Origin of the sequence: Anoxybacillus sp. PDR2 (genome assembly GCF_009834045.1) — a bacterium.
GTDB lineage: Bacteria > Bacillota > Bacilli > Bacillales > Anoxybacillaceae > Anoxybacteroides > Anoxybacteroides rupiense.
On record NZ_CP047158.1, the window covers coordinates 2,284,437 to 2,308,364 of the forward strand.

At 43.5% G+C, this 23,928-nt stretch carries 22 protein-coding genes, 1 pseudogene, 2 CRISPR repeat arrays and 1 riboswitch; of the genes and pseudogenes, 4 read left to right on the top strand and 19 right to left on the bottom strand.

Translation table 11 applies throughout. The features are described 5' to 3' along the window. Positions 1-353: 353 nt before the first annotated feature. The 13 genes from GRQ40_RS10910 to rpmG form a co-directional block, all read right to left on the bottom strand. A complete protein-coding gene (locus GRQ40_RS10910; RefSeq protein WP_159719978.1) occupies positions 354-2,135 on the bottom strand; it encodes an adenine deaminase C-terminal domain-containing protein in 1,782 nt (593 codons plus the stop codon). Positions 2,136-2,239: 104 nt separating this feature from the next. Beyond that, positions 2,240-2,689, bottom strand: coding sequence for an acyl-CoA thioesterase (locus tag GRQ40_RS10915; protein WP_159719979.1), 450 nt, complete (start codon positions 2,687-2,689; stop codon positions 2,240-2,242). A gap of 31 nt (positions 2,690-2,720) precedes the next feature. Next, a complete protein-coding gene (locus tag GRQ40_RS10920) occupies positions 2,721-4,298 on the bottom strand; it encodes a benzoate-CoA ligase family protein (protein WP_159719980.1) in 1,578 nt (525 codons plus the stop codon). A gap of 124 nt (positions 4,299-4,422) precedes the next feature. Beyond that, the gene (locus GRQ40_RS10925; RefSeq protein WP_159719981.1) at positions 4,423-5,217 is read right to left on the bottom strand and encodes an enoyl-CoA hydratase/isomerase family protein; all 795 of its coding nucleotides are present in this window, start codon (positions 5,215-5,217) and stop codon (positions 4,423-4,425) included. A gap of 130 nt (positions 5,218-5,347) precedes the next feature. Next, positions 5,348-5,992, bottom strand: a complete 645-nt coding sequence (locus GRQ40_RS10930) for a Phenylacetic acid catabolic protein (protein WP_080862159.1) — start codon at positions 5,990-5,992, stop codon at positions 5,348-5,350. After that, positions 5,989-6,222, bottom strand: coding sequence for a hypothetical protein (locus tag GRQ40_RS10935; RefSeq protein ID WP_044742350.1), 234 nt, complete (start codon positions 6,220-6,222; stop codon positions 5,989-5,991). The genes GRQ40_RS10930 and GRQ40_RS10935 overlap by 4 nt, the downstream gene beginning before the upstream one ends. Then, positions 6,222-6,548 (bottom strand): metal-sulfur cluster assembly factor, encoded by a 327-nt coding sequence (locus GRQ40_RS10940; protein WP_066148486.1) that lies wholly within the window; start codon positions 6,546-6,548, stop codon positions 6,222-6,224. Before GRQ40_RS10940 ends, GRQ40_RS10935 begins: the two co-directional genes overlap by 1 nt. Continuing rightward, on the bottom strand, positions 6,548-7,483 hold the full coding sequence (locus tag GRQ40_RS10945) for a Phenylacetic acid catabolic protein (protein WP_066148484.1): 936 nt from the start codon (positions 7,481-7,483) through the stop codon (positions 6,548-6,550). The genes GRQ40_RS10940 and GRQ40_RS10945 overlap by 1 nt, the downstream gene beginning before the upstream one ends. Before the next feature lie 278 nt (positions 7,484-7,761). Further along, on the bottom strand, positions 7,762-8,745 hold the full coding sequence (locus GRQ40_RS10950) for an MBL fold metallo-hydrolase (protein ID WP_159720859.1): 984 nt from the start codon (positions 8,743-8,745) through the stop codon (positions 7,762-7,764). Positions 8,746-8,834: 89 nt separating this feature from the next. Beyond that, complete coding sequence (locus tag GRQ40_RS10955) at positions 8,835-9,710, bottom strand: PaaX family transcriptional regulator (RefSeq protein ID WP_159719982.1); 876 nt, start codon at positions 9,708-9,710, stop codon at positions 8,835-8,837. Positions 9,711-9,850: 140 nt separating this feature from the next. Then, on the bottom strand, positions 9,851-10,651 hold the full coding sequence (locus tag GRQ40_RS10960) for an enoyl-CoA hydratase/isomerase family protein (protein WP_159719983.1): 801 nt from the start codon (positions 10,649-10,651) through the stop codon (positions 9,851-9,853). 580 nt (positions 10,652-11,231) lie between these two features. Further along, positions 11,232-11,656: a CRISPR direct-repeat array (repeat unit 29 nt; unit sequence TTTCAATTCCTCATAGTTAAGATACAAAC). A 413-nt stretch (positions 11,657-12,069) separates the two neighbouring features. Beyond that, on the bottom strand, positions 12,070-12,327 hold the full coding sequence (locus GRQ40_RS10965; protein ID WP_044741903.1) for a type B 50S ribosomal protein L31: 258 nt from the start codon (positions 12,325-12,327) through the stop codon (positions 12,070-12,072). 38 nt (positions 12,328-12,365) lie between these two features. Then, the gene (gene rpmG / locus GRQ40_RS10970) at positions 12,366-12,515 is read right to left on the bottom strand and encodes a 50S ribosomal protein L33 (protein WP_080862584.1); all 150 of its coding nucleotides are present in this window, start codon (positions 12,513-12,515) and stop codon (positions 12,366-12,368) included. A gap of 350 nt (positions 12,516-12,865) precedes the next feature. Continuing rightward, positions 12,866-12,974: riboswitch (SAM riboswitch) on the top strand. Between the two features lie 160 nt (positions 12,975-13,134). Between rpmG and GRQ40_RS10975 the strand changes: the two genes are divergently transcribed. The 4 genes and pseudogenes from GRQ40_RS10975 (at position 13,135) to GRQ40_RS10990 (ending at position 16,970) form a co-directional block, all read left to right on the top strand. Beyond that, positions 13,135-14,148 carry a methionine ABC transporter ATP-binding protein gene (locus tag GRQ40_RS10975; protein ID WP_066150420.1) on the top strand — a complete coding sequence of 338 codons (1,014 nt, stop codon included), beginning with the start codon at positions 13,135-13,137 and terminating at the stop codon, positions 14,146-14,148. Next, complete coding sequence (locus GRQ40_RS10980; protein ID WP_044741901.1) at positions 14,138-14,803, top strand: methionine ABC transporter permease; 666 nt, start codon at positions 14,138-14,140, stop codon at positions 14,801-14,803. Before GRQ40_RS10975 ends, GRQ40_RS10980 begins: the two co-directional genes overlap by 11 nt. A 41-nt stretch (positions 14,804-14,844) precedes the next feature. Further along, complete coding sequence (locus tag GRQ40_RS10985; protein WP_080862585.1) at positions 14,845-15,678, top strand: MetQ/NlpA family ABC transporter substrate-binding protein; 834 nt, start codon at positions 14,845-14,847, stop codon at positions 15,676-15,678. 172 nt (positions 15,679-15,850) lie between these two features. Beyond that, positions 15,851-16,970: pseudogene (locus GRQ40_RS10990) on the top strand (MFS transporter). 310 nt (positions 16,971-17,280) lie between these two features. Here GRQ40_RS10990 and GRQ40_RS10995 read toward each other — a convergent pair. The 6 genes from GRQ40_RS10995 to GRQ40_RS11020 all read right to left on the bottom strand — a co-directional run bounded on the left by GRQ40_RS10995 (position 17,281) and on the right by GRQ40_RS11020 (position 23,912). Next, the gene (locus GRQ40_RS10995) at positions 17,281-17,949 is read right to left on the bottom strand and encodes an SOS response-associated peptidase (RefSeq protein ID WP_080862586.1); all 669 of its coding nucleotides are present in this window, start codon (positions 17,947-17,949) and stop codon (positions 17,281-17,283) included. A 123-nt stretch (positions 17,950-18,072) separates the two neighbouring features. Next, complete coding sequence (locus tag GRQ40_RS11000; protein ID WP_159719984.1) at positions 18,073-18,861, bottom strand: ABC transporter permease; 789 nt, start codon at positions 18,859-18,861, stop codon at positions 18,073-18,075. Between the two features lie 2 nt (positions 18,862-18,863). After that, entirely contained in the window at positions 18,864-19,637 is a 774-nt protein-coding gene (locus GRQ40_RS11005) for an ABC transporter permease (RefSeq protein ID WP_159719985.1), read from the bottom strand. Continuing rightward, complete coding sequence (locus GRQ40_RS11010; protein ID WP_159720861.1) at positions 19,627-20,607, bottom strand: ABC transporter ATP-binding protein; 981 nt, start codon at positions 20,605-20,607, stop codon at positions 19,627-19,629. Before GRQ40_RS11010 ends, GRQ40_RS11005 begins: the two co-directional genes overlap by 11 nt. A 354-nt stretch (positions 20,608-20,961) precedes the next feature. Further along, entirely contained in the window at positions 20,962-21,150 is a 189-nt protein-coding gene (locus tag GRQ40_RS19030; RefSeq protein ID WP_159719986.1) for an IS3 family transposase, read from the bottom strand. Between the two features lie 114 nt (positions 21,151-21,264). Then, positions 21,265-22,426: a CRISPR direct-repeat array (repeat unit 30 nt; unit sequence GTTTCAATCCCTCATAGTTAAGATACAAAC). Positions 22,427-22,769: 343 nt separating this feature from the next. Then, positions 22,770-23,912: a glycosyltransferase family 4 protein gene (locus GRQ40_RS11020; protein ID WP_159719987.1), complete on the bottom strand. Its 1,143-nt coding sequence runs from the start codon at positions 23,910-23,912 to the stop codon at positions 22,770-22,772. Between the last annotated feature and the right edge of the window lie 16 nt (positions 23,913-23,928).

Sequence of the window (23,928 nt, forward strand, 5' to 3'; positions counted from 1 at the left end):
ATAAAAACCTTGTCGTGTGATGACAGCGTAGGAATCTCCTACCTCGTTTCAATTCCTCATAGTTAAGATAAAAACACCCAAAAATGATGATGAAATCAGCATTTGGAAAATGGATACAATGTTATTATAAGCTTGTCTTAAAATTCGATCAACACTTTCTTTGCTTGATCGCTGTAGGGGTTTTGGCTACTAGAAATATGTCGTCGATCCCCCGGGATTTTTGCACCATTGGAGATCGACGACTCCGTCTTAACCATTTTTTCATAATCAATCGCCCTTTTTTCTGATGCGAGTCCGCCCGATGAGAAAGGGACCACAATCAAGCGACATGTAAGAGTCACCAAAAATGCAGGCTAATGCGGCAAGAGGCAGTCGGATAACGGCTGTGCCGGGAGCAAAATGTCATTGCGCTTTACATCGTATAGACCATACGGAATAAGACGAAGCCCCGGCAGAAAATCACATGTTAAAAACAGCAGCGTATATAAAATATCGTGAAAAGGAAAGCCTCTTTTTTGAAGAGCATGCAGCAGTTGATCGTGGTAACGAACCGCTGCTTCAAACGAATCATCAATCGTCATCATCCCTGTAAACGGCAGCGGGATTTCGACGACAATTTCGTTATGGTCGACCACCACCACACCCCCACCCATTTCGTGCACTCGCTGCGCCGCAATAGCCATTGCCTTCGGGGATTTGCCGATCACAAGCAGTTCAGTTGTTGTATTGTACGTCGACGCCATACCATCAAGATTCACTGCAAATCGATCTAAAATCGCCTTCGCTACCCACTGCCCATCGCGGGCAATAAGCGAAGCATAAAGCAGCCCGGCGCTTTTAGAAAGATCCGCATATCCATTCACCGATGGCAAAACAACGTCTCTTCGTTCTGTAATGACATTGCTTTTAAACGAAACAACAGGAACAGAGCGGTGAGCCGACAAATGTGGATAACAGTACAAGCGTTCATCCGCTAATTGCTCTTTTGGAAACAAAAATGGCTTCTTTGTCGCATACTTATTCCATTTTATTGCTGGGAATGGCGTGAGCAGCTGACCGTCTTGAGCAATAAGTGCTCCTTTCGAGATGACAAAAGTCGGTTTAAAAGTGGTTAGGTCAGGTAGAAGTACAATATCGGCAAGCTTGCCCGGCGCTATTCCTCCAATTTGATCATCAAGACGCAAATATGTCGCCGCATTAATCGTTGCCATTTGCAGAGCCGTCATCGGCGGCACTCCAAGTTCGACCGCTTTTCGAATCAATCCGTCCACAAAACCTTCTTTTTCAATAAAACTAGGATGAGCCCCATCTGTCGTCATGGTAATTCGTTGTGTATTGACCTGCCCCTCAGTAATAAGACGAATAATCTCCGGAAAATCCGGACGGAGAGAACTGTTGCGAAGCGTGGTCCACATCCCAAGCCGCAGCCGATCAAGCGCTTCTTTCGCTGTAATCGCTTCATGACAAGCATCGACGCCGCTGGCTGCAATACTATTTAACTTGTCATAAGAACAGCCGGCCGTATGTCCGTCTACTATTTTCCCTATTTTTTTCGCGATTTCGATTGTCTCCATTAAAAATGGATCGCCTTCGTACAATAATGGCCACCTTGTCACTTCAGCCGTCCCGGCGACTTCATCCATAAAAAGCAACGCTTGAATTTCTTTTGGTTGAAACCAATCGCGCTCCCCAGGGAAATCCGCTTGTGAAACAAGGCGAACGAGCCAAAAGAAGTTGCCTGGCATTGTTTGCAGATCACGGACTAATTGTTTAAATCCGTCAGCTCCCAAGTGCAAATAAAAAAACAAGTTATCATTCACTGTCGTCGTAGTGCCTAAAGACAATGCCTTTTTTGTCATACTAACAGGATTATAAAAAACCCAAGGATGAGCATGTGGTTCAATAAATCCGGGAGAGACATACATTCCGCTTGCATCCATGATAATGGTTTCATCATTTACTGCCACATCCTTCTCCCCAACATAGGCAATCGTATCTTGATAAATGGCAACATTTTGCCGCAAAAACTCTCCAGAATAAACATTCGCAACCATTCCGCCTTGAATGACAAGATCAGCGGGGCGGCGGCCTTGAGCCACTTCTATTAGTTCGGTTCTTTTCGCTTTTCTTATCAATGGACTCCCTCCGTTTTTCAATATATGGCTTTCTTTTATCCACAGTGAAAAAGAGCCAAGGAGGCGATAAACGCTCTTGGCTTTTAAAAAAATACAAGCACACCTCAAGCATGAAGCCATGGATTTACTTGAACGTACGGTCCCATTCCCTCTTCTTCAAGCAGCTTCCGGACATCATCAGGAATGGGGACAGCAAAGATGCGGCCGCTGTCTTCTTTTACCCAGCCTCTCACTTCAAAGCCGTAACCCGTTCTCATCTCTCCCCGGAACACTTCATGTTTTAATTTGACCGTTTTACGGTTAATTTCCTCGACTTCCGTCTTAATGGTTACAACATCATCGTAATACAATGGATGCTCAAATGTACAATCGGCCTGAAGAAGAGGAAGGATAATTTGCTGTTCTTTCATTAGTTTTAAAGGCGGCAGTCCAATGCTTCGGAAAAATTGATGTCCGGCGATATCAAACCACTTAAAATAGTTAGGATAGTAGACAATTCCAGCTGTATCGGTATCACCGAAATTGACACGGAGCTGAAATTCATTTCTTTTCATGCCCATCGCCCCTTCAATGGTTTCCTTCCTCTTATTGATGCTTCAATAATTCTCGCAATTTAAAACGTTGAATTTTTCCAGTAGCGGTTTTCGGAAGCTGATCAATAAATTCAATCACGCGCGGATGCTTATAGTGGGCTAAATGTTGTTTCGCAAATTGTTTTAGCTCTTCTTCCTTTTCTTTCGATGGTTCTATTCCATCTTTCAGCACAACGAACGCTTTCGGAATGGTAAGATTCCGATCATTTTCAATGCTCACGACAGCAGCTTCCAAAACATCATCATGCTGTAAAAGGCAATTTTCAATTTCAATCGGAGAAACCCATATTCCTCCCACTTTGAGCATATCATCGGAACGCCCGCAATACCAATAGTATCCATCCTCGTCACGATAGTATTTATCGCCAATATACAACCAGTCTCCAACAAATTTTTTCTTATTTTGCTCATGAAGATTCCAATAGCCGTGAGCAATGGAATCGCCATGAATCACCAGATCGCCTATTTCGTTAGGCGGCAATTCCATTCCTTGCGAATCAATAATCTTTACGTCATACCCCGGTACCACTTTTCCTGAACTTCCTTCTTTAATATCGCCCAGCCGATTGGAGATAAAAATATGAAGCGCCTCTGTAGATCCGATCCCATCTAAAATATCCACATTGAACAGTTCCTTCCATTTTTGATAAAACGCAGGCGGAAGCGCCTCACCAGCAGAAACACACACACGCAGGGAACGAAGATCAAACTGTTTCCCTGTTTTTTGCACATAATCAATCATCGCTCCATATAGTGTCGGAACACCGAAAAAGATGGTTGGCTTGTACGTTTCAATAGCTTCAAATATCATTTCCGGCAAAGGGCGTTCTTTCACAAGAATTGTAGAAGCACCAACACCGAGCGGAAAATACAGGCCTCCGCCCAGCCCATAAGCAAAATACAATTTGGAGGCGGAGAGACAACGATCATCTTCGGTGATTTTGAGCACTTGCTTAGCATAGGTATTCAATGCATATTCCATGTCATGCTGTAAATGAATCACCCCTTTTGGCTCTCCCGTGCTGCCGGAACTAAAAAGCCAAAATGCTGCATCGTCTTTATTTGTCGGGGCAACGTCCAATTCCTTGCTGGCGCGATCAAGCAAGCGGTAAAAATCAAGAGTGCCACCCCTTTTAATGTCAGCGCTTTCATAAATTACGATCACATGCTCTAAAAACACAAACCGCTCCTTTAAATGCTGAAGCGCCTCCCAAAGATCGGCGTGAATAATCAACCCTTTGGCGCGGCTATTATTTAAAAAATATTCGTAATCAGCCGGTTGCATCATCGTGTTAACCGGAATTGGCACAGCCCCGATTTTTATGGCACCAAAAAATGTGTAAATAAATTCCGGGCTGTCATGGCATACCATAATGATACGATCTTCCAATTTATATCCAAGTGTCCGCAGCATATTCCCCGTTTGATTCGTTCTCTCCTGAAGCTCGCGATAACAAATTTGCTGATCGCGATAATAAATCGCCGTCTTTTCTCCTAATCCATTACGGATATGGTCATCAATAAACAAATTCGCTGCATTATAAAGCATCCCTAGTCCGCGTAATTCCATGGCTCACCATCCCATTATTTTAAAAATTGGACATCAAGTGGACCCATGCAGAAACCGAAGCAGGAAGCCCGCAGAAATAGGCTTAACCAATCCATTTCCGGGGCCTCATTCACGAACCTACCCTTTACATTCCCTTCCAATTTGGCTGGCGTTTTTCTAAAAAGGCGCTCAATCCCTCTTTCGCATCCTCCGAACGGAATAACAAGTTTTGTAGCTCCCCTTCGTAACGAATTGCCACATTTAACGGCATTTCTTTTCCATTCATAATCGATAGCTTAATATTCGATACCGCATAAGTTGCACTGTTGACGATCTTCCGCGCATATTCCAACGTCCGTTCCCTCGTCTCCGCTTGTGGAAATACCCTATTTACCAGTCCCATCTCTAGCGCTTCTTGCGGCGTCACCGTCTCCCCGCTAATGTTCATATCCAACGCACGAGAATAGCCAACCAGACGCGCCAGCCGCTGCGTGCCTCCTGTTCCCGCCAACACTCCCAGCGTCACTTCCGGCAGTCCGATTTTTCCTGCCTCCTCTCCCATGAACCGAAGATCGCACGCCAATGCCATTTCCAGTCCTCCCCCGACCGTATGCCCTTCTAAACAAGCGATATACACTTGAGGAGCGCGCGCGATTTTATCTAATGTCTCGTTACAGAACAAGCAAAATTGCGTTTTAAACCGTGGATCCGCTGCCCGTAAAAAATGGATATCCGCCCCCGCTGAGAAAAATTTCGGCATATCGCTCATTAGCACAACCACTTTTATGTTTGGATCAAACCGAATGTCGTCGATCGCCGCATTCAGCTCCTGATAAAAGGCGAGATCATAAGAATTGGATTTGTTAATGTGCAAATGAATTTCCGCCACCCCTTCGTTTTTTACCACTGTTAAATTTTTCGTTTTTGTTTCTACCGCCATTTTATCTTCTCCTCTCCTTCTATTAGAATTGATTTTATAGTAAAAGACAGCATGTACCCCGCTGCTCTAAAACGCTAAGCTTCTCCTCGTTCTTCTCACCTCCCGCAAATCTCCCTGCTTCTGTTTTCGCTTAGTTCATTTGTACAAGCGATTCCGCCGCCACTTCCTTTAGATGTTCTTTAAATTGATTGGCTAGGTTTATATTCATAGGCAAATACCCTTCTGTTTGTAATTCTTCTTTTTTCTCAATCTCTGTCAGCCAAACGTATACTTCGTTGACCGTATGATTTAACGCCTGTGCAAAACGACTTGGTATCGCTCCCTGTTCATGACGAAGCTCATAAGCCCAGCTTTTCGCGTATATTAAATGATCTTGCTGCTCGCGGATAAGCTTTTGGATACGTGAAGTGACAGCCGGATGATTCGCTTGGAGAAAAGATTGCCACACAATATCGATGGCTAGGTTCGTAGCATACAAGGCCGCAATGAGCGTGATCCAGTTGTTCACATTCACAATACTTGTAAACGCTTTCCCGGTCTGGCCGTAAATCTCCGCTTTTTTTCCGCGAATGCCGCGCAAATCAAAACACCAGTTATATAGTAGTCTTGCGTGCCCTAATTCTCCTTGCGCCATGGCAATCGCCGCTAATGTCGCCTCGATATTGGGACCGCTCACTCCTACTTCCACCAAACGATCCCCAAGGACATATTTATGATCGGCGATCGTCTCAAGCAATTCCGTCAATGCATGTACTTCCCGTTGCGTATGGTTCATCGGACTCTGCCCTCCTTCTGCGCAAATAACCAGTTAGGCTTTTTCACCCAAACAATCTGACTGCGGTCGACAACCGTCATTTCTGACCAATCTTCTTCATCATAAGTAAAGGAGGCATAGACTTTGGCCAGATGTTCGTTTTCTGCCTCAACAGTGCCGATATGGGTTAATGGATCTCCGCGCTTAATTCGGGCGAAAATATCAAATGTTTTTCTTTTCGTAGCCACCATTATTTTGAACTCACTCCCCAATATTTCAATTTTTCGCGCCCTTCAGGACTCAACCTATCCACCGTCCATGGCGGATCCCAGACCACGTTAATCTGCACTGCCTGAACCCCGTTCTCTTGAAGGAGACGATGCCGAATGTCTTGTTCGATCCATTCCATGCATGCGCAAGAAACTGCGGTATATGTCATCGTAATATGAAGCTCATCGCCATTTTTTTCGATATCATAAATGAGTCCCATATCAACGACGCTTATTGGAAATTCGGGGTCCATCACTTCCTTCAGCGCTTCCCAATACTTCTTTGTGTCGCTCCCGATTTTTCCCATCACACCGCATCCTTTCGTAATTGCTCTAATTCTTTGGCTCCTTTTTGAATGCGCTCAACAAATTGTTTATTATGCGGTCCTCTTTGCTTAAATCGCTTGATCACGTTATCCCATGTATCCGGCTGGTCAACTAGCCACTTTTTATTGACCGGATCGAATTTACATGGGAACGGGACGTCCAACACGTATTTTTGCTGTTGTTCATCATAATGAGCAGGCACTTTCACCCCAATCGATTCACAGAAAGGAACAGCAGTAGATAGCCATTTTTGGCGCAATTCATCATTCGTTCGTCCTTTTAAACGATATTCAAGCTGCGCTGATCGGCTTTTCAAACGATCTTCTACCCCAAAAAATTCAAGGGCCATTAAAAACATCCAATCAACGGCTTTTTGTACCTCTTCGCGCAGTTCTGGGTCCTGCATGGCCGTTCTCATAATCACTTCGCCGTTTCTAAGATGGAACAACTCTTCCTTGTCAACTTTCACTAATGCACGTTTCCAAGGACCATAGGACGTATATTCGAAGGCGTCGCCAAGGAGCGTATACCCGGCTCGATCAAAAAAGGCGTTAAAGACTCCTAGCTCAATCCAATTGGACAGCTCAAAATCAAATGCATACGGATTTTTCCAACGATGTGGTTCACGTTTATAGAGTAAATCATCAATATTTTGTCCTAAATCTTTTAAGAGGCGGTAAGCGATGTGAGCATGGCCGATCTCGTCTTGCATAATGGCCAGCGCGGTAATCTTGTTGTTTAGTGTAGGAGCTTGATCATATACCGTAAGTAAAGGCGGGATGCTTAACAATTCCGTATCCCCAACAATGATTAACGTTTGTTTAAGAGCTTGTAAGTACTCTTCATTCATGTCTTCTAATCCTTCTACAATAAAACCGTTTTGAACCTTTTCTTTCAGAATAGTAGATGGATCCACCTCTTCTCCCTCCTTATTATGTTTTTTATTTTATCGTCTGTTAAACATAATATTAATACACGTAATTCGCATTGTCAACATAAAAATCAGAAAAATATAAAAATTTAAAAATAGCGGTATTTCAGTATTGAGAGCAGGAACGCTTTAATTCAACAATCACAAATGACAACTAAAAATCCATAACGTTTGTTTTTCGATCGTGTTTTTTATATAAAACCTTCTATATATAATGGATTCCAAATAAAAAAACTGACTGCAACCATGCAGCCAGTCTCTCCTTATTTTTCTTCAGATTGATAGACAACGCTTCCGTTGCGCTTCTCCTTTTGGAGCTCTCCGCGTGATACTAAATAATCTAAATGCGCCAATGTTTCCGCAATAGCAAATCGCCACTGATGGGCCGTCAGCGACTTATGTCCAAATACGGCGAATGCCACTTCGTAGGCTGTCTTTCCTTCACTTGCAAGCGACTTCATATGATGCAGCCGCTTCTCATGATGACGCAGGATGTCGTCCACTCGTTGACGCAGATAGCGAATCACTTCTCCGTGAGCCGGAAATGCTATCGCTACATCCAGCTCCTTGACCCGATGCAAAGAAGAAACATATCGCTTCAGCGGATTGGGATGGCTTCCCGGCCATACGCTAATATTGGGGGTGATGCGTTCCAATACATGATCGGACGCAAGCAAATATCGCAACTCCGGTTGGTAAAAATTAATCAGTCCATCGCTGTGTCCTGGAACTTCGATCACTTTCCATCGCTTTTGTCCCAGAATCACTTCATCGCGATTAAGAATGGAGAGAGAGGGAAGCGGCATAACGTGTTGAGCCAGTTTTTGCATGCTTTCTTCAATTTGGCTCACTAATTCATCTGGAACACCATGCTGCCTAAACGCCTCCCCGACTTGCTCGGCTTGATCGCTCCCTTCTTTCCAGACGCGTTCTGCCATCGCATAATCTTCTCGGCTGATCCACACCTGCGCCCCGGTCTGCCGCTGCATCCATCCTGCTAATCCGAAGTGATCCGGATGAAAATGCGTTAAATAAATAGAATGAATCTGCCGGCGATCCACATGAAGCTGCTGAAATGCTTTTTCCCATGTATCGATGGCATCAGGATAATGAAACCCCACATCGACTATGCTCCATCCATCTGCCTCGCGAAATAAATAGCAATAAACGTATTTCATCGGAAATGGCACAGGAACCGGAATACGATACATATGATCCTGGATTATTTCAATATTCACCATCAATATCCTCCCTCTCTTATCCGCCTTCCTCATTTCAACCGCCGTCGAGTCCATCCAGTTCCTTCAGCGAAACAACTTCTATATCATACGATGCGCTAGATCATTCCGATAAACGGATTGATCGCCTTTTCCCGGTTCAATTGCAGCTCACGGTCAGGAGCCGATTCAAACAGCGTTTCAAAATAACGAATAGCGGGCACCGCCAAAAGCTGATGCACATTAAAAAACAGCTCACGGGCTTTCGTACCGCTCCAATTATCTGGCAATAAATCATGAGGAAAGCTCGGGTCCATAAAGAAAAAGCTACGATATTCATGTACTAATTTGGTCCTTTCAATAAAACATTCTCGATCAGACAGCTCATTGTTCCACGCTCGCCGCTGGAATTCTTCATATATTCGTTGATAGGTGTCGATAAACCGGTCATATTCTTTAGCAATTTGCGCAAAATCCCACCCGCGCTTAATCAATTGCTCATGACTGTGCGATACAATGGAGCTCGACGTAAATAAAATCACATATGGGTCTAAATGATAATCCCTAATCAATTCCATTACTTGCTGTTCCACAGGATTAGGGCTTGCCCACGTTCCATGGGAAATAAGACCAAACCCCATCAGGCTTAATTCTTTGCGAATTTGATTGCGCAGCTCCCTCTTTTCCTCCGGTACAGAATAGGTTAAGATACGCCAGTAGCCATCCCATTTGTAGTTTTTCAATGAATAGACGCGGATAAATCCATCCGTCATCGTCCGCTTTCCTTTTGGAGTCAAAGAATAGTAGCTATTGTTTCCGATTTTTCGCACCTCAAAAAATTCTTGCTGCACCATCCGCAGCGCGGCTCCACGAATGGACGATTCAGAAATGCCAAAGTGAGACATCATTTGAATGAGACTGCCAATCCACACTTCATTCCCATAATGCTGAATATACTCCCCAAATAAAGTAAACATGAGCGCTCTTGGTTTCATAGCTGTTCACACCTGTCTTTTTTTGAATTTTTCGCCTTTATTATGTATTATGACGAATGTTTGCCGATTTTTTCAAGCATGATGAAAGCCAATTAAAAAATAGATCGGCCAGATTGGCCGATACATGTGATCTAAAACATTTACATTCCCTTCCAATTTGGCTGGCGTTTTTCTAAAAAGGCGCTCAATCCCTCTTTCGCATCCTCCGAACGGAATAACAAGTTTTGTAGCTCCCCTTCGTAACGAATTGCCACATTTAACGGCATTTCTTTTCCATTCATAATCGATAGCTTAATATTCGATACCGCATAAGTTGCACTGTTGACGATCTTCCGCGCATATTCCAACGTCCGTTCCCTCGTCTCCGCTTGTGGAAATACCCTATTTACCAGTCCCATCTCTAGCGCTTCTTGCGGCGTCACCGTCTCCCCGCTAATGTTCATATCCAACGCACGAGAATAGCCAACCAGACGCGCCAGCCGCTGCGTGCCTCCTGTTCCCGCCAACACTCCCAGCGTCACTTCCGGCAGTCCGATTTTTCCTGCCTCCTCTCCCATGAACCGAAGATCGCACGCCAATGCCATTTCCAGTCCTCCCCCGACCGTATGCCCTTCTAAACAAGCGATATACACTTGAGGAGCGCGCGCGATTTTATCTAATGTCTCGTTACAGAACAAGCAAAATTGCGTTTTAAACCGTGGATCCGCTGCCCGTAAAAAATGGATATCCGCCCCCGCTGAGAAAAATTTCGGCATATCGCTCATCAGCACAACCACTTTTATGTTTGGATCAAACCGAATGTCGTCGATCGCCGCATTCAGCTCCTGATAAAAGGCGAGATCATAAGAATTGGATTTGTTAATGTGCAAATGAATTTCCGCCACCCCTTCGTTTTTTACCACTGTTAAATTTTTTGTTTTTGTGACTGTTTCTTGTGCCATACCCATCCCTCCAAATAGATTAGTCATCCATCGCTCCATACTGAACACATGAATGCTGCAACATCCATTAAAAATTACCGCTTTCGCCCCCTTCCACAAGCAATCTTTCCATTAACAAGCGGTTCAAAAGACAAAGCGCACCCTCAGATTTTCATCGCTTTTTCTCTACTTCATCCAATGTCCTCCGCCATCGCACCCATTCGAAAACACTTTTGCATTGATGACAGTAATATTGCGAAACAAGCTGCGCAGTTCCAAACATAGACATTTTTGCCACATCCACCGAATGACAAAACGAGCAATACACCGCCTCTTGCCTATCCATTTTCAGGCACCTCTTTTTATTATGTTTTTGTAAATATCGTATATAAAACATAATAATTAATTGTCTGAATATTGTCAACAATAAAACAAAAAATATCCTGTATTTATTTAATACATCTATATTCTATCTGTATTTTTTATAGGTTGTTTTTTCAACAAAAAAGTAACGATCGTTTAAGTTATATAAAAAAGAACGTAGAACCATACACTGGCTCTGCGTTCTTTTTCAGCTAATCCTTTAACATCCCACACGATATTTCAATTTCTTATAGTTAAGATACAAACGAAGGATATTTTCTAGCTCAATAGCTAATCCGGACGGGTTTCAATTCCTCGTAGTTAAGATACAAACAATATGACGAGTTGACACAACAATTAGCATTGCAAATTTCAATTCCTCATAGTTAAGATACAAACTCCATCGCTGTTCCTTTGATTTCTACTTGATCACGGTTTCAATTCCTCATAGTTAAGATACAAACCCTCTCTCATCATTGCTGCTAGTTTAAACACATCGAGTTTCAATTCCTCATAGTTAAGATACAAACCTTATGGCTGTACAGACAGTGGAGGCCGGAACCCCTAATTTCAATTCCTCATAGTTAAGATACAAACGTCAACAGAAGGCAGAGACACAAGGAAATATCGATTATTTCAATTCCTCATAGTTAAGATACAAACCCAACAAATGTTGATGGATTAAGCTTTTTGGTTTTTGGAACGATTTGTTAGTTTTATTATAACGAGAGGTGCATGTTTGTGCAATGGTTGATCGGACAACCGTTTCATTCAAAATGTATGTGTCGTCGATCTCCAGGGATTTTTACGCCATTGGAGGTCGACGACTTTATTTTTTATCTGTGCTTTGTTCAGACCCCGTAGCGATCCGAAGGGGATCGCATGACCAATAAGCTATATCAATCCGGCTTATCAATTCATCCCAGTAAAATTTTAAACGGGCGCATCTGGAAAGGCAGACTGGGTTTATATAGAAATCCTCTTTTTTTACTCAACAGTTTATGAGAAACAATTTTTTCTCCCTCATCAATAAAACCATTGGCTCCCGGTCGGTCTCGTACGGCTTTATCCTTCCATTATTTATCTTGCTGCTGCAAATGATATTTTTTCATAAATTGTTCAGCTCTTCCGCGACGGTCCGTAAATTTTTGTTTCCCAGTATAAAAGGGGTGCGTATCTGAACTAATTTCCACTTTAATAAGCGGATATGTATTCCCGTCTTCCCATACGATCGTTTCGTTAGAAGATTTGGTCGATCCGCTTAAAAATTTATATTCACTGTTGACATCCATAAAAACCACTTTTTGATAGTTAGGATGAATGCCTGGCTTCATTTGAGAATCACTTCCTTTAGATTATTTTCAGCAAAGCGCTACTTCGTTTCGCGATGCAGCGTATAGCGCTTTAAACGTGGTGAATATTTTCTTAATTCTAAGCGCTCTGGATTATTTCGTTTATTTTTTGTCGTGATATAGTTACGGTCACCTGTCTCTGTGCACTGTAAAACAACTTTTACTCTCATGCCTAAGATCCCTCCAAACTGAAAATATTTGATACACCATTAAATCGTAATAATTACGATTTAACATATTCAACTTATCAAAAAAATAAGCAACTGTCAATCGTCAAGAAAGAAAGTCAGATTCGCCCTCTCATAGCTTAGAGAAAAAATCCTAAAAGTTGACGATCGCTTTGTCGTTCTCTCTTCTCCTTTTGTGGACAAATATAGATTTACTTTCGGGCCATCTATAAATAAAAATTTTTTCTTATTTTCCCTATAATGTAAGCGTTTTTATCTTTTTTTCATAAAAACCGATATTGACAATCAGCTTTATCGGAATTATGATGAGTATAAAAATTCCATAAACAAACCGCTTATCAAGAGCGACCGAGGGAACAGGCCCAATGACGTCCGGCAACCTCCCGCAATCGGGAACGGTGCCACATCCTGCAGAATGGCTTTCATTCTGAAAGATAAGTCTGGTATTTACATACCGATGCCTCTTTCTGAGTGAAAGAGGTTTTTTCTTTTATATGGAGGTCCATGCAAAAATTTTCGTTACCATATGAAAAGAGCCATCGCGAGACTTTTTGCAAATTCCATTCTTTTTAAAAAAGCTCGACTCTCAGGGGGGAAAGTGATGATTGAAATCAAGGATGTAACTAAAATTTACACATCGAAAAACAGGCAAGTCATCGGCGTCGATCACGTCTCTTTGACCATCCAAGCTGGAGAAATTTTTGGCGTCATCGGCTATAGCGGCGCCGGCAAAAGCACGTTGCTGCGCTGCCTCAACCTTTTGGAGCGGCCGACATCTGGACAAATTATGATAGACGGCGTTGATTTAACATCTTTAAACAGCGAACAGCTACGGCAAGCGCGTCTAAAAATCGGAATGATTTTTCAACATTTTTATCTTGTCAGTTCAAAAACAGTTTTTGAAAATATCGCATTCGCTTTAAAAGCCGCTAACAAACCGAAGGAGGAAATAGAGAAACGAGTCAATGAGTTGCTAGACATAGTCGGTCTGTCTGACAAGCGAGATGCCTACCCTGCCCAGTTGAGCGGCGGACAAAAACAGCGAGTCGGCATCGCGCGGGCGCTTGCGAATGATCCCAATGTCCTTTTGTGCGATGAAGCAACATCGGCACTCGATCCAAGCACAACCAAATCCATTTTGACACTGTTGAAAAAAATTAATCGCGAATTAGGCATCACTATTGTATTGATTACCCATGAAATGGAGGTAGTGAAAGATATATGCGATCGCGTCGCGGTTATGCAAAATGGAAAAATTATAGAATTAGGAACGGTATATGAGCTTTTTACCAATCCAAAGGAGGAATTAACGAAATCTTTCATCAATAGCATCCTGCAATTTGAAGTTCCTGACCATCTGTTGCAAAAACGGACAGGAACGATGGTGAAAATTTTATTCAAGGGAGAGAGCGCCGAAGAAGCGATCGTTTCCGATATGTTGCAAACCTTTAAAGTGAAAGGCAATATCTTACACGGGAAAATCGAATATATTCAAAACATCCCGCTCGGCGTCTTTATCATGGAGCTGACAGGAGAGCGCAAAGAAATTGAACGAGCGCTCGATTATATTTCCGAAAGAACCAATGGATTGGAAGTGATTGCGCATGCTGCTTAATGCTCTTATCGATCTTATTCCTGAACTAAACAAAGCGTTTTTAGAAACGATTTATATGGTCGCCATCTCTCTTTGTATCGCGATCCTTATTGGACTTCCGTTGGGGATTCTGCTTTTCGTCACGGATCGGGGCCTTTTTTTAGAAAATAACATCGTCAAATCCGTTCTAGGCTTTGCGGTCAATCTGATTCGTTCGATTCCGTTTGTCATCTTGCTCGTCGGGCTGCTGCCGCTGACAAGACTGATTACCGGAACCACCATCGGTCCTACTGCTGCCTCTGTCTCGCTGTCGGTTGCCGCCATTCCTTTTTTCGCAAGAATGGTAGAAACCTCATTGCGAGAAATTGAGAAGGGAGTGATTGAAGCAGCAATTGCCGTTGGGGCTACGCCGTGGATGATTATTAAAGATGTACTGCTGTCGGAAGCTCGCCCGGGCATCGTCCACGGGATCACCATTACAACGATTAGCTTAGTCGGATATTCTGCCATGGCCGGCATTGTCGGCGGCGGGGGCATTGGCGACTTAGCGATCCGTTTTGGCTATTATCGCTATGACAATACGGTGATGATTACAACGATCGTTGTTTTAATTTGTCTTGTTCAAATCATTCAATTTAGCGGTGAACGCATCGCCCGTCTTGTCGATAAACGGTAAAAAACAACGCAATCGATAAAATAATCAAGGGGGATTTCAACATGAAAAAACGACTGGTTTTACTTATTTGCCTTCTTTCCTTTTCACTTTTAGCGGCATGCGGCAATAAAGAAGCTGCTTCCGGAAGCACGCAGAAAAAAGAGCTGACGATTGGCGCAACTTCCGGTCCATACAGCGACATGGTCAACCAAGCGATCAAACCGCTGTTAGAAAAGAAAGGATATAAAGTCAAAGTAGTGGAATTCAGCGACTACATTCAACCAAATTTAGCTTTAGCCAATGGCGATTTAGACGCTAATTTATTCCAGCATAAAATTTATATGGAGACATTCGCTAAAGAGCATCATCTTGATCTTTCTGAAGTCATTATTGTTCCAACTGCTCCAATGGGGATTTATTCAAAAAAATTTAAATCACTAAATGAAATCAAGGATGGAAGCGAAATGGCGATTCCGAATGATCCTACGAACCTGGCAAGAGCACTACTAATCTTACAAGACCAAAAACTGATCCAGCTTGACTCATCCGTCAATCCGCTCACTGTTTCGGAAAAAGATATCAAAGAAAATGTCAAGCACCTTAAATTTAAACCGATTGAAGCAGGGCAATTGCCGCGGACAGTTGAAAGCGTCGATTTGGCGGCGGTGCCCGGCAACTTCGCTTTAGCGGCAAAAATGGACTTAAATGACGCTCTTGCCCTAGAAAATATGCCGGATGATTATCGCAATCGCATCGTTGTGAATACAAAAGATTTAAATCAACCGTTTGTCAAAGATATCCAAGCAGTGGTTCAATCAAAAGAATTTGAAAAAGTGATCGACCAAAATTTCAAAGGCTTTGGAAAGCCAAAATGGATGCTGGAACGAAAACAATAACTTCTCCCATACACGCCGTCTCCTCACGGCGTGTGTCTTTTTCACAGCATGGAAATAGACGTTTCGCCATCGAACCATTATAGTAAAAATAGATCGAAGAACAATAAAGAGGCGAGAACTATTGATACACATTCAAGGAGGCAGTACAGAATCTAGCAAAGCAAGCTAGGCGCTGTTTTTGGGCGGTTTTGTCACCTTCGCCAGCTTATATACGGCTCAGCCGCTCTTGCCGCTGTTCGCAAAAACCTTTCACATTTCTGCCGCTTCAGCTAGCTTAGCCATGTCTGTATCGACCGGTGCATTAGCCATTATCATTCTCCTTGCCGCGAGTACTCGGATCGCGCTGGAAAAAAGAGAGTGATGACCATCTCGTTGCTGTTAACATCGTTATTAACGATGGCAAGCACGCTACTCTCCCACTTTCCTTCTCTTGTGCTTGCGCGCGCGTTACTCGGTATGGCAGCTGCCGACGTCCCCTCTTTAACAATGGCTTATATTACGGAGGAATTTCAAGCAGAAGGAATTGGCAAAGCGATGGGGCTTTATTTAGCGGAACCAGCATTGGAGGCATGGCTGGACGAATAGCGATCAGGCTATTAACCGATTGGTTTTCATGGCGGACCGCACTGTTTTCCATAGGAGCCTTTTCGCTTTTATTAAGCGTTATTTTCGCCGTGATCCTGCCGGCGCCGCGCCATTCTGCCCCAAAGCCGTCTAGCGGCAAAACGGCTTTGGCGGCCTATGTTGTCCATTTGCGCCATAAACCGCTGATGTCGCTGATTATGCTCGGCTTTTTATTTATGGGAGAGTTTGTGACGCTGTACAACTATATTAGCTTTTTATTAAGTGAACCGCCATACTCATTAAGTCTATCCGTGCTTGGATTTTTGTTTATGGTGTACTTATTCGGAAGCTTCAGCTCTGTTTATATGGGAAAAAAAGCCGATTTATCTGGATATGCGCCCACATTAAGTCTATCGGTCACATGGACCATTCTCGGTGCCGCTATTCCCCTTATTCCTTCTGTTGCGATAAAGCTGATTGGGCTTTCACTATTTACGTTTGGCTGCCATTCGATCGCCAGCACATGGATTGGCAAATGCACAAGGCTCTATAAAGCGCAAGCAGCTTCTCTTTATCTGCTATTTTATTATGTAGGGTCGAGCTTGGCGGGGACAGCAGGAGGTTGTTTTTAGATGCATTTTCATTGGTTGGGTGTGATCGCGTTTATCATTGCTTTGCTGCTGTTAAGCTATCCGTTGATTAGATATGCCCAAAAGCATCTCCAATAAGTGTTCGTCCTGTCTGCTATCTTGTTCTTCCTAAAAGCGTTCCCGCTTTCTCCTTCAATAAAAAACGCCGGCGGATCTTCTGTTTCCGCTAGCGTTCCCCCATGCTTCAATCCCTAAAACAAACCTTCCGAAGGTAAGTTTCCTCAATGTCATCTAGTAGAGTCGGGCGGCCGAGTCTCGAAAAAGAGTTCACCTTGATCACACGAATCGATGACAACGGCAAGATCATACATATTTTCCCAACCGACACTCTTCCAAAGATCATTCATTTCGTCCTTAAAAGGACAAGAACGTGCAAGTTCCCTTCCTCTCATTGACTATGAATCGGCTCCAGACATGCACGAACATCATTTTTCGGTGAATTGACAATCGAATCTACTTCATACATGCTCATCTTTGCCGCGGCATATGGCTTAAGCAACGATTTCACATAATCGGTATCCTCTAGCTTTGCATCCAGCCATGCTTCATGCTGCTCTGGCGGCAAAATGACCGGCATCCGCTCATGAATGGGGCTGACCAATTCATTTGCTTCCGTTGTAATAATGGTACATGTATACAACGCCGTCCCTTGCTTGTCCCATTTTTCCCACAGCCCTGCAAAAGCAAAAGGCTCACCATTTCGCAACGTAAAACGATACGGAATTTTGTTCGTCCCTTCCTTTTTCCATTCGTAAAATCCGTCCGCTAAAATTAAACAACGGCGCCGTTTCAACGCTTGACGAAAACTCGCTTTTTCATCGACGGTCTCGCCTCTCGCATTGATCATCTTCCAGCCGATTTTCGGATCATTCGCCCAAGCGGGCACGAGCCCCCACCTCATCATTTTTCCGATCCTTATCCCATTCTCTTCAACAACCGTCAGCACCGCTTGGCTTGGCGCGATGTTAAAACGGGGCGATAGCGGTTCAGGAAAAACAAAATGAAACAACGCTTGCAACTGCTCCATATCAGCCGCCAACGAAAAACGTCCGCACATCCCAATCCCCTCCTTTAAATATATACTTATGTACAAGTATAACACTAAGAGGGAGCGATATGCGCGCTCCCTTTCATCTTTTGCTCCATTATGTCCATCCGTTTTCTCTACCTTGCGCTTTCCTCAGCTGCTTGCACTTGTATACGAACGCAATGCAAACCGCCAAAAGCGACGTGCCAGCCATAAAAACACAACAGCCAGCAATCCAGCAATAAGCGCAGTCGCCATATTCCATTTTCCCAGCAACGATAAAGCCGGCATATTCGTAATTACCGCCGCTGGCAGCACATAAGTCAAAATCACGCGCACCCAGCCGCGGTACATGCCGATCGGAAACCGCGCTGTTTCAAAGAAGGAATCAAAAATAAAAGATAAATCATCAATGCGGATCACCCAAAACGACGTCGTCATCAGCATCATCCATAACGAATAAATCAATACGAGCGACGAAGCCATCGTGATAAGAAAAACGAGTATATCAACCAATGATGGCATATAATGCTTTTCCGCTAGTCCATAGACGATCAGACCGAGACCAAGAGCAACATCAATCAAACGCCAAAACACTAAATGACGAAAGCTCACATAAAACATGCTATCAACAGGCTTGGTTAAAATATAATCAAGCGTGCCGCGGCAAACATGCTCAAGCAAACGCGGCATATTGGGACGCAAAGCAAAATCGATCCAGCCTTTCAATGTATTAAAGACGCCGAGCAGCACAAGTACATCCGCATATGTCCATCCCCCAAGCCGATCGGTCTGATAAAAAAAGATGTTGATAGTCAAAATCGCAATCCCAATGCCCAAAAAGCTGGAAATCAGATTCCCGAGAAACTCGCTGCGATATTCCAGCTCTTCAACAAAGCACGCCCGGAAAAATTCGCGGAAAATTCGCCAGTATCTGCCCATGCTCAACCACCTACCGCTTGATTTTTCTTTAATCCCGCTTTCCAGATCCATTGAAGCGCCATGATGAATATCACAGCCCAAACCGATGCGATCACAAAGCCTTGGCGCACCTCATGACCATTAGCGGCTTGGTTGATCAGATCAATCGGAAAACCGATCATGTAACGAAAGGGCAGGAAAATGCTCCATTGCTGCAAAAGCGGTGGAAGCATCGATAATGGCGCAATTCTCCCTGATAAAAATAAAGAGATAACTTCCAGCACGCTGTAGATAGCCGCAACTTTTGTTACCCAAAAACCAAGCAGCCCGCAAGTATAGCTAAGCAAGAAACGAAGCAGCGCGCCCATCAACACCGCCGCCAAAAATAACAACAGCTGACTCACTGATATCTCAACGTGCAGTGCCGGCACAAATAGCGCCGCCCCCGCCCATATCGGTATTAAGATAACAAGAAACAATAGCTTATACACTACATTCTCCGCAATCGCCCAATGGATCGGATGCAACGGCCGGATGATATAGTTGGAAAATGTCCCTTCGCGAATTTCGCGATCGAGCTCCCAAACATCCCATGCACTTGTCATTCTTTCTACAAAAATCACGGCCATAAAGTAAAAAAAGAACGCATCGCTTTGCGATGGATCAATGTTGATCCAAACAGCCATCGTAATCAAGGGCTGAGTGATAGCCCCGGTCATCCATACAATCGTAGCTAGGCGGTAAGCCAGCATTTCCATGTACTTCATCCGTAAAAGAGCAGCATATTTACGAACCATGGGATAACTCCTCCTGAAAGGCGCGCGTAATCACTTCTTCCATCGGCGGATCTTGAATGTTAATATCATGAACGTGGAAATGCTGCAAGAAATGCGCCGACACTTCAGCTACCCTCTCGCGATTAACCCGCAATACCACCCGGCTGTCCTCGATTTCTGCCACTTCCCCATAATCTTCCCAGCGCGCATTCGGCACTTCAGAAAAGCGAACCTCAAGCCGTTTGTATGGCGCCAGCTTTTCCGTTAACACCGACAATTCTCCGTCATAAATCAGCTGGCCGTAGTTAATAATCATAATGCGGTCACACAGTGCAGTCACATCTCCCATATAATGCGATGTTAATAAAATGGTCGTTTGGTGCTCGCGATTATATTCCGCAATAAAACGCCGGACTTTTTCCTGTGTATGGACATCAAGGCCAATCGTTGGCTCATCCAAAAATAAAATGGCCGGCCGGTGCAATAAAGCCGCAGCCAGTTCACAGCGCATCCGCTGCCCAAGCGACAGGCTTCTCGTCTGTTTTGTTAGCAGCGGCTGCAGCTCCAACAGCTCCACTAATTCATCAAGCGTCCGACGAAAGATGCGGTCATCGATTTCATAAATCGCCTTATTGACTAAAAAAGTTTCCATGGGCGGAATATCCCAAATCAGCTGACTTTTTTGTCCCATCACCAAACTCATCATTTTTTTAAACTCCGGCCTCTGCTCGAACGGAACAAATCCCCCAACACTCATCTTTCCCGATGTCGGGTGAAGCAGCCCAGCCAGCATTTTCATCGTCGTTGTCTTCCCTGCTCCATTCGGGCCTAAAAATCCAACAATTTCTCCTTTTGGAATGGTAAATGAAATATCTTTCACCGCTTCGACTACCTGATACTGCCGCTTCCATAAATGGCGAACCGCATCAAGCCACCCCGCCTGTCGAACATGAACGCGAAATGATTTATGCAAATGCTGAACTTCAATCATCATGTCCACCCTCCAATGCCACTTTTGAAGCCACCTATCGCCCAACAAAAAACAGGCTTCCTCATCATCGAAGCCCGACGTTGTCCTTTCCATAAAACAAATGGCATTCTAGTTGATATTTTACAAAAATCATACGTTTATGCAAGCATTTCATCCACGTCCCCAGCGAACCATGGATGCGAGAAGGAGGAATTCGATACCGCTTCCGTAAATGTCGTTCCCTTCCCCGCCACCTTCTTAAAATAAAAAGCACTCCAAAGGTGAAGAGACCCCTGTCAAGTAGACAGGAATAAAAAAGCACATTTAAGCAGCCTGAGTCCGATATTCATAAGGACTCAGGTTATTTAATTTCTTTTAGAAACGTTGAGGGTTATAAAAACAAATAGATTGGTGTACGGCATCCTTCACCTCTTCGGCCGTGCGGAAAGCGTACAGACGGAAACACTCTGCCTTGAAATGGAGGAAGAAGTGTTCCATGCAGGCATTGTCCAAACCGTTTCCTTTTCTGGACATACTGGCTTTTATATTGTATTTTTTTAGCACGTTGTTGTATCAACGGATGTATATTGGAATCCTTGATCACTATGGAGGAGGAGTCCATTGACATTCCGTTTTTTTTATAGCCTTTTTTAGCGTGTCGATGACCAATTTGATGTCATTTCAATCCCTCATAGTTAAGATACAAACTTTGACCAACTTCGCGAAGATTGTTCCCTACCGTCGAGTTTCAATCCCTCATAGTTAAGATACAAACTTGTTTGGAGTGGTATTCAATAACCTCGCAAGCATATTGTTTCAATCCCTCATAGTTAAGATACAAACTCAAAATGCGGATATTGTTGTATTCGCATCACCTGTGTTTCAATCCCTCATAGTTAAGATACAAACATCATTCTCCCTTCTAAATCAACAATCATTTTTATGTTTCAATCCCTCATAGTTAAGATACAAACCCATCTGACGAATCGCAGGAACTCACATTTAGCATGTTTCAATCCCTCATAGTTAAGATACAAACTATATTCGCCGCTCTCTAGTATTCTATCTGCTTCCGCAGTTTCAATCCCTCATAGTTAAGATACAAACCCGAGAAAGTGATATTGCGAATGGGTTAGATTTTTGTTTCAATCCCTCATAGTTAAGATACAAACGGTTGCTCCGCATCAAAGTATAGATTTGTGTAATCGTTTCAATCCCTCATAGTTAAGATACAAACGCGTGTCCCAAGCATCTTCTATATTTTCGTGTAAAAATAGTTTCAATCCCTCATAGTTAAGATACAAACGTCACATCGACGACTTGTACGAGTGGATACCGAAAAAGGTTTCAATCCCTCATAGTTAAGATACAAACAGGCGTACAGCGTTAATCCTCATCGGTGACCAAAACGAGTTTCAATCCCTCATAGTTAAGATACAAACGTATTTTTTCACTAACTCATTGGCTTCTTCAAACGGTTTCAATCCCTCATAGTTAAGATACAAACGATGCACAATTTTTCCTGGCGCTGAACATCTTTCACAGTTTCAATCCCTCATAGTTAAGATACAAACTTTTGCTTGAATGTCTAAACACAAAATTAAGTGATCGTTTCAATCCCTCATAGTTAAGATACAAACTCTATGTTTGCACCTACTTATCACCAACGAAACCTGTTTCAATCCCTCATAGTTAAGATACAAACGCAAGACGCAAAGGTGCTGGAAGAGATGACACCCGAAGAGTTTCAATCCCTCATAGTTAAGATACAAACCGCTCTTTCTGTTTCAAAATAACCATCGATATATTTGTTTCAATCCCTCATAGTTAAGATACAAACCCAAAAAAATGTTGATGTTGCCGTGTTTCTCTCATTGGGTGGAATGGTTGGTTTTATTATAGCGAAAATCAGAAATGGGGGCAATTGCTGATTGTGCCAAGATTTTTTATAAAAATAAACTGTCGTCGATTCCTAGGGATTTTAGCAGCATTGGAGGTCGACGACAGCTTTCATCAGAAGCTTGTCATCCTTCTGTGCATGAAGCCAAACTGGCAAATTAACCCTGATCTTGATCAGTTGCGGAAAACACATAAAATAAACATCGCTAGTGATATCAATACATCTTGAGTTTGTAATGAATCGAAAGTATATAAACTTATTCTTTTGTTTGTCTCCCCACACGCTATGCATGTAGCCTCTCCGCATGGTGGCGCCATACTTTTTCATATTCAGAAATTAAGTTTTCGAAAATAACCTCCCAATTTTGGGTGAGTGCATAGGCGCGCCCCGCAAGCTCCATTTGTTTTCGTTGTGTGTCGTTTGACAGAAAGCGGACAATGGCAGCCGCAAATTCATCGATCGCTCCCGGCTCACATAAATAGCCGAATGCTCCGTGCTGCATAATGCTTTTCACACCGCCGCTGTTGGCGCCAATCACAGCCGTACCGCTCGCTAACGATTCTAACACGACATTTCCAAAGGTCTCCGTCGCCGACGGAAACACAAATAAGTCGGCCGCCGCGTACACTTTCGCTAAGTCGCTTCCTTGCAAATAGCCAACAAAGGTCATACGTTCTGGTGCACGCTGCTGCATCTCCTCCTTTAACGGACCATCGCCGACCACCAGCCAGTGAACGTGATCCCGTAATGATTCCGGCAGACGTTTAGCGATTTCAGGCAAAAGCTGGACATCTTTTTCTACCGCTATTCTGCCAACATAAACAAGAAGATATTTTTCATCAATGTTATACTTTTCTCTCACTTCACGCTGATGATAATAAGGATGAAACAGTGAACAATCAACCCCGCGTGGCCAAAGATGCAAATTCGTAAAGCCACGCCGCTTTAATTGCTCTATTGTATCCTGTGATGGAACAAAGATTTTTTGCATTGAACGATGAAACCAATGCATGTAGCGCCAGAAAAAATTCGAGAGAAATTGTAAATCGTAATAACGCAAATAGTGATCAAAATTTGTATGGTATGATCCGACTAGGGGAACTTGCATTTTTTTTGCATAATGCAAACCGCAAAGCCCGATGTTAAAAGGGGTAGCAACGTGGATAAGATGAGGCTGAAAAGCTTGTAGCTCCGCTTTCATTTGCAATACATTCGGAACGGCCACACGGCATTCCGGATATAAAAAGAAACGAAAGCTGCTCAAGCGGTGAATGCGGGAATGAAAGAACGGGTAATCTGGGATTTCCGGCGCAAACACTTTGTATTCGATGTTTTTCTTTTCAAAAAAATCGGTTAGGCGCTTTAATGTCCGCGCCACACCATTGATTTCAGGCACAAACGTATCCGTAAAAAGCGCAACTCTCATGCGAGCCCCTCCTCTT